At 72.8% G+C, this 9,134-nt stretch carries 9 protein-coding genes and 1 pseudogene; 4 read left to right on the top strand and 6 right to left on the bottom strand.

Going from position 1 to position 9,134, the window contains the following annotated elements; translation table 11 throughout:
* A partial coding sequence (locus I59_RS17625; protein WP_022904997.1) for an MFS transporter occupies positions 1-985 on the bottom strand: 985 nt, incomplete at its 3' end.
* Positions 986-1,117: 132 nt separating this feature from the next.
* Between I59_RS17625 and I59_RS17620 the strand changes: the two genes are divergently transcribed.
* Positions 1,118-1,714, top strand: coding sequence for a TetR/AcrR family transcriptional regulator (locus I59_RS17620; protein WP_022904996.1), 597 nt, complete (start codon positions 1,118-1,120; stop codon positions 1,712-1,714).
* Here the strand turns inward: I59_RS17620 and I59_RS17615 are convergent.
* On the bottom strand, positions 1,704-3,422 hold the full coding sequence (locus I59_RS17615; RefSeq protein WP_022904995.1) for an AMP-binding protein: 1,719 nt from the start codon (positions 3,420-3,422) through the stop codon (positions 1,704-1,706). The genes I59_RS17620 and I59_RS17615 overlap by 11 nt on opposite strands.
* A gap of 179 nt (positions 3,423-3,601) precedes the next feature.
* Between I59_RS17615 and I59_RS17610 the strand changes: the two genes are divergently transcribed.
* The gene (locus tag I59_RS17610) at positions 3,602-4,465 is read left to right on the top strand and encodes an NAD(P)-dependent oxidoreductase (protein ID WP_022904994.1); all 864 of its coding nucleotides are present in this window, start codon (positions 3,602-3,604) and stop codon (positions 4,463-4,465) included.
* Positions 4,466-4,536: 71 nt separating this feature from the next.
* On the opposite strand, the gene I59_RS17605 is transcribed toward I59_RS17610, so the two are convergent.
* Positions 4,537-6,093 carry a methyltransferase gene (locus I59_RS17605; RefSeq protein WP_261976607.1) on the bottom strand — a complete coding sequence of 519 codons (1,557 nt, stop codon included), beginning with the start codon at positions 6,091-6,093 and terminating at the stop codon, positions 4,537-4,539.
* A 107-nt stretch (positions 6,094-6,200) separates the two neighbouring features.
* On the bottom strand, positions 6,201-6,566 hold the full coding sequence (locus I59_RS17600) for a helix-turn-helix transcriptional regulator (RefSeq protein WP_022904992.1): 366 nt from the start codon (positions 6,564-6,566) through the stop codon (positions 6,201-6,203).
* A 100-nt stretch (positions 6,567-6,666) separates the two neighbouring features.
* Here I59_RS17600 and I59_RS17595 point away from each other — a divergent pair, with 100 nt between their 5' ends.
* Positions 6,667-7,941 (top strand): MFS transporter, encoded by a 1,275-nt coding sequence (locus tag I59_RS17595; RefSeq protein WP_042726890.1) that lies wholly within the window; start codon positions 6,667-6,669, stop codon positions 7,939-7,941.
* Positions 7,942-7,963: 22 nt separating this feature from the next.
* Here I59_RS17595 and I59_RS21675 read toward each other — a convergent pair whose 3' ends face one another.
* Positions 7,964-8,422 (bottom strand): TIGR02611 family protein, encoded by a 459-nt coding sequence (locus tag I59_RS21675; RefSeq protein WP_022904990.1) that lies wholly within the window; start codon positions 8,420-8,422, stop codon positions 7,964-7,966.
* A 123-nt stretch (positions 8,423-8,545) separates the two neighbouring features.
* On the bottom strand, positions 8,546-8,878 hold the full coding sequence (locus I59_RS17585; protein ID WP_031274439.1) for a TraR/DksA C4-type zinc finger protein: 333 nt from the start codon (positions 8,876-8,878) through the stop codon (positions 8,546-8,548).
* Between the two features lie 57 nt (positions 8,879-8,935).
* On the opposite strand from I59_RS17585, the pseudogene I59_RS17580 reads away from it, so the two are divergent.
* Positions 8,936-9,134, top strand: a pseudogene (locus I59_RS17580) (LLM class flavin-dependent oxidoreductase); the annotation flags it as partial.

The raw sequence follows: 9,134 nt of genomic DNA, 5'->3' as shown, positions 1-9,134 counted from the left end.
ACGGCGCCAGTGCGATGAGCACCAGGCCGACGACCCCGACGACGCCGGCGACCGCGACGAAGAGCTTCCGCCGTCCGAGCCGGTCGGAAAGCCACCCGGCGACGAGCGAGGTGAGGACGATGCCGACGACGTTCCAGAGCGTGCCCTGGAAGACCGCGTTGGCGAGGTTCGCCTCGTTCACCCCGATGTCGTCGCGCAGGAAGTACGTCAGGTACGAGACCGCCGTGTACTGGGCCGCGACCATCATGAAGCGGGTGAGCCAGGCCCAACCGAGGTCGGGGTGCTTGACCGGGTTGAACACGAACGAGCCGAAGAGCTGGCCCACGCCGAGCTTCGACGTCGGCCGGTCCACGAGCACGCGGTCCCGGAAGAGCACGGCGTAGAGGACGACCACGGCGGATCCGATCGCCCCGGGGACGATCATCTGCGTGGCGGACGTCGAGAAGAGCTGCACGAGAAACGTCCCGCCGACCAGCGCGAGGTTCTGCGCCAGTCCGAGGAGCGCGGCGACGCGACCGCGCTGCGAGCGCGTGACGTGGTCCGGCATGACCGCGGTGAGCGCCGCGATCGTGGCGTTGTACGCGACCTGCGCGACGCCCCAGGCGACGACGAGCACGACGACGGAGGACGTCGTGGCGACGACGACGAGGGCTGCGAAGCCGAGCACCGTGCCACCGATGATCCACGGACGGCGCATGCCGAGCCTCCCGGCAGTCCGGTCGCTGAAGCGACCCGCCAGCGGGTTGGCGACCATCGCGGCGAACGCGCCGATGCCGAGGGCGGTGCCGAGCACGCCCGCCTGGTCCTGCGGCGCGATCTCGGCGACCTTGAGCGCCATCGCGACCAGCACGGGCGGCAGGAGGGCGATGAACAGGCCGAACATCGCGATCGGCATGCCGAGCGTGTACATCAGCGGGTTGCCGCGACCGTGCGTGGGGGCGACTGCGGTCGGGGTGTCGGCCATGGTCAGGGCGTCGTTGGCCACTGGGTCCTTCTTCCGGGTACGCCACCGTCGTCGGTGACTCGCACGCCTTCCTCGGCGGCTGCGCCCACGGTAGCACGCAAAACCTACTTGTAGTTGGTTTTACCGGTCCCCACCGAGCGGTATGGTCACCGCATGGCACGACGGGGTTCGTACGCAAAGGGCATCGCGAAGCGTGAGGAGATCCTCTCGATCGCGCTCGACCTCGTCGCCGTGAACGGCTTCCGCCGGACGAGCATCAAGGACATCGCCGACGCCGTGGGGCTCACCCAGGCCGGGCTGCTGCACTACTTCGACTCGAAGGACGAGCTCTGGGTCGAGGTCCTCAAGCGCCGCGACGAGATCGACGACGCCCACGACTGGCACGCCTCGGACCCGGCCGCGCTCCTCGCCGCCGTGGTCCGCCACAACGCCGAGGTCCCCGGGCTCGTCCAGATGTTCGTCAACCTGTCCGCCGCTGCAGCCACCGACCCGGAGCACGCGGCACACGCCTACTTCCAGCAGCGGTACGAGACGGGCCGGACCACGATGGCCCGACAGCTGCGCGAGATGCAGGGAGACGGTCGGCTCCGCCCGGACGTCGACGCCGAGGCGCTCGCCAGCGTGATGCTCGCGGTGTCCGACGGCATGCAGATCCAGTGGCTCTACGACCCGACGCGGGACATGGCCGAGCACGTCGAGCTCGTCGCGGCGCTGGCGATCACGCAGGCCGCGACGAAGGTCAGCGGCTGACCGACCGGAGCTCCGGGAACCGGTCCTCGCGCCACTCCCCCTCGGCCGGCGCCCCGCTCGCGGCCGCGCGTTCCTCGCGCTCCCGCAGTTCGACGCGGCGGATCTTGCCCGAGATGGTCTTCGGCAGCTCCGCGAACTCGACGCGGCGGACCCTGGCGTAGGCGGGCAGCACGGCTCGGGCGTGCTGCAGGACCTGCAGGGCGGTGTCGGCGTCGGGCTCCCAGCCTGCGGCGAGCGCGACGTACGCCTTGACGATGTTGAGCCGGGCCGCGTCCGGGGCCGGGACGACCGCGCTCTCGGCGACGGCCGGGTGCTGCAGCAGGGCGCTCTCGACCTCGAACGGCGAGACCTTGTAGTCCGAGGACTTGAACACGTCGTCGGTGCGGCCGATGAACGTGAGCTGCCCGTCGGCGTCACGCGCAGCGATGTCCCCGGTGTGGAAGAACCCGTCGCGCATCGCGTCGTCGGTGCGGGCGGGGTCGCCGAGGTAGCCCGACATGAGGTTCACCGGCCGCTCCGCGAGGTCGAGGCAGATCTCGCCCTCGTCGGCCTCCGTGCCGGTGAGCGGGTCGAGGAGGACGACCTCGACGCCCGGCAGCGGGGTGCCCATCGCGCCGGGGGTCACCGGGGCGCCGGGCGGGTTGCCGATGATCGCCGTCGTCTCGGTCTGGCCGTAGCCGTCGCGGATCGTGAGGCCCCACGCGTCGGACACCCGCGCGATCACCTCGGGGTTGAGCGGCTCGCCCGCGGAGACGACCTCGCGGAGTGCCCGGGGCCGTGCTCCGAGGTCGCCCTGCAGCAGCATCCGCCAGGCGGTCGGCGGGGCACAGAACGAGGTGACGCCGTGCTCGTCGAGCGCGGCGAGCAGCGCCACCGGGTCGAAGCGCGGGGTGTCGTGGACGAAGACGGTCGCCTCGGCGATGAACGGCGCGAAGAAGCAGCTCCACGCGTGCTTGCCCCATCCCGGCGAGCTGATCGCCAGGTGCACGTCGCCCGGCCGGACCCCGATCCAGTGCATCGTGCTGAGGTGGCCGACCGGGTACGAGGTCTGCGAGTGCACGACCATCTTCGGCTTCGACGTGGTCCCCGACGTGAAGTACACCAGGCACGGGTCGGTCGACCGCGTACGGACGACGGGTCGTACCTCGTCCGCCGGGGCGGGCTCGCCGAGGTCGGTCGGGTAGGTCGTCCAGCCGTCGACCGCCCCGCCGACGACGATGCGCGAGAACCCGCCGTGCACGTCGTCGAACTTCGTGGTCTCGGTGGCGTTCGTGACGACGTGCGCCACCGCACCGCGGTCGACGCGGTCCTGCAGGTCGGCGGTGTCGAGCATGGTCGTCGTCGGGAGGATCACCGCGCCGACCTTCATGACCGCGAGCATCGTCTCCCAGATCTCGAGCTGGTTGCCGAGCATGAGCAGCACGTGGTCGCCCTTGCGCACGCCGTGCGCGTGCAGGAACGCCGCGAGGCGGTCCGACCGGGCCGCGAGCTCGGCGTAGCTGAAACGCCGGTCACGGTCCGCGTCCACGAGGTGGAGCGCGGTGCGGTCGTTGTCGTGCGCGATGACGTCGAACCAGTCGTCGGCCCAGTTGAACGTCTCGCCGACGTCGGGCCAGGTGAACCCGGCGCGGGCGTCCGCGGCGGAGGGCGCGTCGAGGAGCTGGTCGCGGGCGGCACGGAAGGCGGCGGTCACGTCGGGGGAGGACACCAGATGATCATGCCCGATCACGCTGCGCCGTCGTTGACCGAGCGGGTGCGGCACGCTCACGCGCACCGGCCGGGAGGCCCGTGGAGCGTCCGGCGGACAGGTACCGTCCGTGCCTGGTTGCGTCCACCCCTCGGCGGGCAGGATGGTCCGGTACGAACACTCGACGAAGAGGAGACGCGATGACACGCGTGGTGGTCACCGGAGGCAGCGGGAAGCTCGGACGGGCCGTGGTCCGGCACCTGGACGAGCACGGGTACGACGTGGTGCTGGTCGACCGGGTCCCGTCCCCGGACAAGCCCGAGCGGGTGCCGTTCATCCGCACCGACCTCACCGACCACGGACAGGTCCTGAACGTGCTGCTCGGCGTGGACGACCGGTACGACCACGTCGACGCCGTGGTGCACCTCGCCGCGGTCCCCGCACCCGGCCAGGTGCCGGACGTGGCGCTCATCACGAACAACGTCACGTCGTCGATCAACGTCTTCCACGCCGCTCGTCAGGCGCGCATCAAGAACGTGGTGTGGGCGTCGAGCGAGACCCTGCTCGGCATCCCGATGGGCGAGCACCACCCGCCGTACCTGCCGGTCGACGAGGAGTTCCCGGTCCGCCCGCAGTCCTCGTACTCGCTCGGCAAGGCCGTCGAGGAGGAGATGGCCCGCCACTTCACCCGGTGGGACCCGGAGCTCAAGATGATCGGCCTGCGGTTCTCGAACGTGATGGACGAGACCGACTACCCGTCGTTCCCGTGGGACGCCACCCCGGAAGCGAAGACCTTCAACCTGTGGTCGTACATCGACTCGCGGGACGGCGCCCAGGCGGTCCGCCGTGCGCTCGAGGCCGACCTGACCGGGTTCGAGGCGTTCGTCATCGCGAACACCGACACCGTGATGGACACCCCGACCATCGAGCTCGTCGAGCGGTTCGTCCCGGACATCGAGCGCCGGAGCGACATCGACGGCGTCAGCTCGCTGCTGTCGAGCGAGAAGGCCCGCGAGCTGCTCGGCTTCGTGCCCGAGCACAGCTGGCGCGACCACCGCGCCTGAGCCGCCGGCCGCCCGGCTCGGACACGCCGGGCGGGTCCCGACGATCGGCCGGGCCCCGGCGGCCCGCCGGGTCAGGCCGGCAGCAGCAGCCCGTCGAGGACGAGGTCCCGCGCCCGCGGCAGCAGGTCCGCCGTGAGCGCGGCCTCGTCGACGCCGGTGATCTGGGCGATCGCGCCGACGATGGCCGCGACCGAGAGTTCGCCGTCGCACGCCCCGACGAACGCGGCGAGCGCCGTGTCCGCGTCGACCCGACGGCCGAACCCACCACCCTGCACGAGGGTCATCACGGTCGGGTCGTCGTTGCCGGGCCAGTAGGCGCGCTCCTCGGTCACGTCGCCCGCGACCCGGAGGTGCGCCGCGGCGAGCGCGGCGTCGTCGTGCACGGCGAGCCAGGCGGCCGCGTCGAGGGCGCGCGCCACGGTGGCGCCGAGTCCGGCGGGGTTGGACCCGAGCGTCTCGGGGACGCGTTCGAAGCGGCGGAGGTGGGGTGTGCCTCCCGGCACGTCGGTGTCGTGCGGAGCACGGCGCACCACGACGTAGCCGAAGCCGACCCCCGTGACCCGACGGTCCCGGAAGTCGTCGAGCCAGGCGTCGACGAGCTGGTCGAACTCGGCCGTGCCGGGCTTCGTGCCGCCGTCGCGGATCCACGTCTCGGCGTAGGCGGGCGGGTCCTGACGCTCCCGCTCGACCACCCAGACGTCGAGCTCGGCGTCGGCGAACCACGAACTCACCCGCTCGAGCCCGTCGGACCCCCAGCGGTACTCCCAGTTGCCGAGCAGCTGCGCCGTGCCGCCGGGCTCGAGGTGCTCCTCGAGCCCGCGGAGCACGGTCTCGACGAGGGTGTCGCCGACCATGCCGCCGTCGCGGTACTCGTACGCCGGGACGCCCTCGCGCCGGGGCGTGATGACGAACGGCGGGTTCGACACGATGCGGTCGAAGCGTTCCCCGGCGACGGGCTCGAACAGCGAGCCGAGTCGGAACTCGATGCCGTCGAGACCGTTCAGCGCGACGTTGAAGCGGGCGATGTCGAGCGCTCGACGGGAGATGTCGGTGGCGACGACCTGGTCGGCGAACCGGCGGGCGTGCATGGCCTGGATGCCGCACCCGGTGCCGAGGTCGAGCACCCGGCCGACGTGCACGGGCAGCTGCAGGCCGGAGAGCGTGGTCGTCGCGCCGCCGATGCCGAGGACGTGCTCCTCGCCGAGCGCCGTGCCGAGGGCGAGCTCGCCGAGGTCGGACACGATCCACCAGCTGCCCGCGCCGAGGTCGTCGACGAACGCGTAGGGGCGGAGGTCGACCGTCGGGTGGACGAGCACGTCCGCGACGTCGAGCGGGAGCCCGGAGTCGTCGGAGCTCGTCGGGTCGAGCCGCAGGAGTCCCGCGGCGACGACCCGGTCGACACCGGCCGTCGGGAACGCGGCGTCGGCGTGGGCACGCGAGACGGGCAGCCCGAGGACGAAGAGCGTGGCGAGCGTGGCGAGCGGCGACGACTCGCGCGACGCCAGTGCACGCAGCGCGGCCACCCGCGATCCGCGGTGGAGCGACGCGGCGGCCTCGGCGCCCCAGAGCGAGTCGAGCCGCTCGACCGTGAAGCCCGCGGCGTCGAGGTCGGCGGCGATCGCGGTCACTCCGGGCTCGGTCGCGATCGTGGGCAGACGGTGGGTCGTACGCGGCTGGCGGGGCGACGGACCGACCGGGCTCCCGTGGCTCGCCGGGCTCCCCTGGCTCGCCGGGGTCACGGGGCGACGTCCTCGCGCATGAGGGCGGCGGGGACCTCCCACGCGACCACGAGGTCGAGCAGGCCGGGGAACCGCTCCTGCACGTCCTCGATGCGCGCACGGCTGGACCGGACCAGACCCTCCTGGTGCTGTTCGAGCAGCCCGGCCTCGCGCAGGACGCGGAAGTGGTGCGTCAGCGTGGACTTCGGCCGGTCGACGCCGACCCAGCCGCAGCTCCGCACGCCGCCGGCCGCGTCGACGAGGTACCGGTGGAGGATCGCGAGCCGGATGGGGTCGCTGAGGGCGTCGAGCACGACGGGCAGGTCCATCTCGGCGACGGTCGGCTGGGGCAGCCGCTCCGGGGCATCGACGTTCGCGGGCATGCACGAGACGGTAGCACCGTTCCCCTCCCTGTACGACTTGCATCGTACAGACGGCTGCGGTACGAATGCAGTCGTACAAGACCTCCTCGGAAAGGTGCTCATGCAGCAGTCAGCTCGCTCGGTCGCCGGGTTCTGGATCCTGGCCGCGGTGCTCCTCGCCGCGATGGCGTCGTCCTCGGTCCCGTCGCCCATCTACCCCGTCTACGCGGCCGAGTGGCACCTCACGCCGCTCATGCTCACCGCGGTGTTCGCGATCTACGTCGCCGGGCTCCTCGTGACCATGCTCGTCGCCGGGCGGCTCTCGGACCACGTCGGCCGGAAGCCGGTGCTGTTCGCCGGCGGCCTGCTGCTCGTGCTGTCGCTCGGGCTCTTCACCGGCGCCGACGGCCTCGGCGCACTCGTCCTCGACCGCATCGTGCAGGGCGTCGCGGTCGGCCTGCTGATCGGCGCGCTCGGTGCCGCGCTCATCGACCACTCGCTCGAGCGCTTCCCCGCGCTCGCGGGCGTCCTCAACGGAGCCGTCCCGCCGTTCGCCCTCGCGACCGGCGCACTGTCGAGCGGCGCCCTCGTCGAGTGGGGCCCCACACCCGAGCAGCTCGTCTACGTCGTGTTCGGCGCGCTCCTCCTCGTGCTCGTGGTGGCGCTCGTCGTCGTCCCCGAGCGGGTGACCCGCCGCCCCGGGGCACTCCGGTCGCTCCGACCCACGGTGTCCGTGCCGCGGGCGTCGCGCACCCTGTTCCGGAGCGTGGCCGGCTCGCTCGTCGCCAGCTGGGCGCTCGGCGGGCTCTTCCTGTCCCTCGTGCCGTCGGCACTCCGCAGCGTGTTCGGCATCGAGGACCACTTCGCCGCCGGTGCCCTCATCGCGGTCGTCACCGGCGTCGGCGGGCTCACGGGCCTGGCGATCCAGCGGCTCGACACCCGCCGGAGCCTGCTCCTCGGGCTCGTCGCGCTCATCATCGGTCCGGTCGTCACCGTGTCGTTCGTCTTCGCGCACTCGCTGCCCGGCCTCGTCGTCGGCAGCGCGATCGCCGGCGTCGGGTTCGGCGCCGGCTTCCAGGCCCCGCTCCGCATGCTCCTCGCGACCGCCGCCCCGACGCACCGCGCCGGCCTGCTGTCCACCGTCTACATCGTCAGCTACCTGGCGTTCGGGCTCCCCGCGGTCGTCGCCGGGCTCCTCGAGCCGACGTTCGGGTTCGTGCCCGTGCTCGCCGGGTACGGCGCCTTCATCGTGCTCGCCGCGGCGGTCGCCCTCGTGCTGCAGCTCGGCTCCCGCCGGCGTGCGGCGGTCGAGGAGCAGGCCGCCGAGGTCGTCGAGCGGACCGCCACCGGCTCCGTCCGGACGTGCCCGGACCGGGGCGCCGCGACCGCCGACTGAGCTCGCCGCCCGTTCGGGCCGCTCAGTGCCCGGGGCGGGGGTGCTTCGGGGCGCGGGCCTGCATGCCCATGTTGCGGTGGGCGTCCGCGTGGGCGGCGTCCACGTCGGCCTTGCCCCGGTCGGCCGCCTTGCGGAGCCACCGCGGGCCCCGGGCCTTCGCCCAGTCCCAGAACCGGTGCAGCCGGGCCCGGAGCCACGTGATGATCCGGTGGAAGAAGTGGAACTCGCTGGCGAGGATCGTCAGGCCGATGAACACCACGAGCCAGCCGGGCCCGGGCAGCGGCACGAGGATGAGCCCGATGACGACCACGAGGCCGCCCACGACCCCGACGAGCACCTTGTAGACGAGGTGCACGTGCGGGCGCGCGTGGATCCACGCGCGGAGGTCGCGGAACCACTGGAAGCGGTGCCGGGCCGTCGCGGGCTCGACGGCGCCGGGCTGCTCGGCAGCGTCGGGTCGCTCGTCGGGTGTGCGGTCCATGTCGGCACGGTAGGGCCCGCGGCTGGGAAAGTGCGCCGTGGCGGACGGCAGGGACCTGGACGGCGCACCACGTGCCTCCCGGCCCGCGTCGGCATCGTCGTCAGTGCCCGCCCGGGAGGCCCGTCACGCGTGCGCGACGCAGGTCGCCGCCCACGGGACGGCGGCCAGGCGCGCCTCGGGGATCGGCTCCCCACCGACCGCGCAGCGGCCGTAGGTCCCGGCGTCGAGCCGCGCGAGCGCGGCGTCCACCAGCCGGATCCGCTCCCGGGCGTCGTCCCGGACCGCGCCGAGCGAGCCGCGCTCCCACGCGAGAGTCGCTCCCTCGGGGTCGTGCTCGTCGTCGGAGTTCGCGTCCTGCCGGGCGTCGCTGACGTCGCGCATGCTCTGCTCCACGCCGGCGAGGAGGCGCTCGTTGCGGTACCGCTCGGCAGTGAGCGCGGCGCGTGGGTCGTCCATGGCGGACCACCGTAGTCCGGCCGGAATGGTCTCGCGCTCGGATGCGTTCGCATCGACATGACCAAGATCGGGTTCCTGTCGTTCGGACACTGGCGTGACGTGCCGGGGTCCAAGGTGCGCAGCGCGCGCGAGGCCCTCGTGCAGGCGATCGACCTCGCCGTCGCCGCGGAGGAGGTCGGCGTCGACGGCGCCTACTTCCGCGTGCACCACTTCGCGCCCCAGGAGGCCGCACCGTTCCCCCTGCTGTCCGCGATCG

The organism is Curtobacterium sp. B8 (assembly GCF_000333315.1).
Lineage (GTDB): Bacteria > Actinomycetota > Actinomycetes > Actinomycetales > Microbacteriaceae > Curtobacterium > Curtobacterium luteum.
Note: the sequence above shows the minus strand (reverse complement) of the source record. Positions and strands in the feature narration are given on the sequence as shown.

Excerpts from the sequence above, each read along its gene's own strand:
- I59_RS17610 (WP_022904994.1), top strand. The coding sequence starts at position 3,602 with ATGACACGCGTGGTGGTCACCGGAGGCAGCGGGAAGCTCGGACGGGCC.
- I59_RS21675 (WP_022904990.1), bottom strand. The coding sequence starts at position 8,422 with ATGGACCGCACACCCGACGAGCGACCCGACGCTGCCGAGCAGCCCGGC.
- I59_RS17585 (WP_031274439.1), bottom strand. The coding sequence starts at position 8,878 with ATGGACGACCCACGCGCCGCGCTCACTGCCGAGCGGTACCGCAACGAG.
- I59_RS17595 (WP_042726890.1), top strand. The coding sequence starts at position 6,667 with ATGCAGCAGTCAGCTCGCTCGGTCGCCGGGTTCTGGATCCTGGCCGCG.
- I59_RS17600 (WP_022904992.1), bottom strand. The coding sequence starts at position 6,566 with ATGCCCGCGAACGTCGATGCCCCGGAGCGGCTGCCCCAGCCGACCGTC.
- I59_RS17620 (WP_022904996.1), top strand. The coding sequence starts at position 1,118 with ATGGCACGACGGGGTTCGTACGCAAAGGGCATCGCGAAGCGTGAGGAG.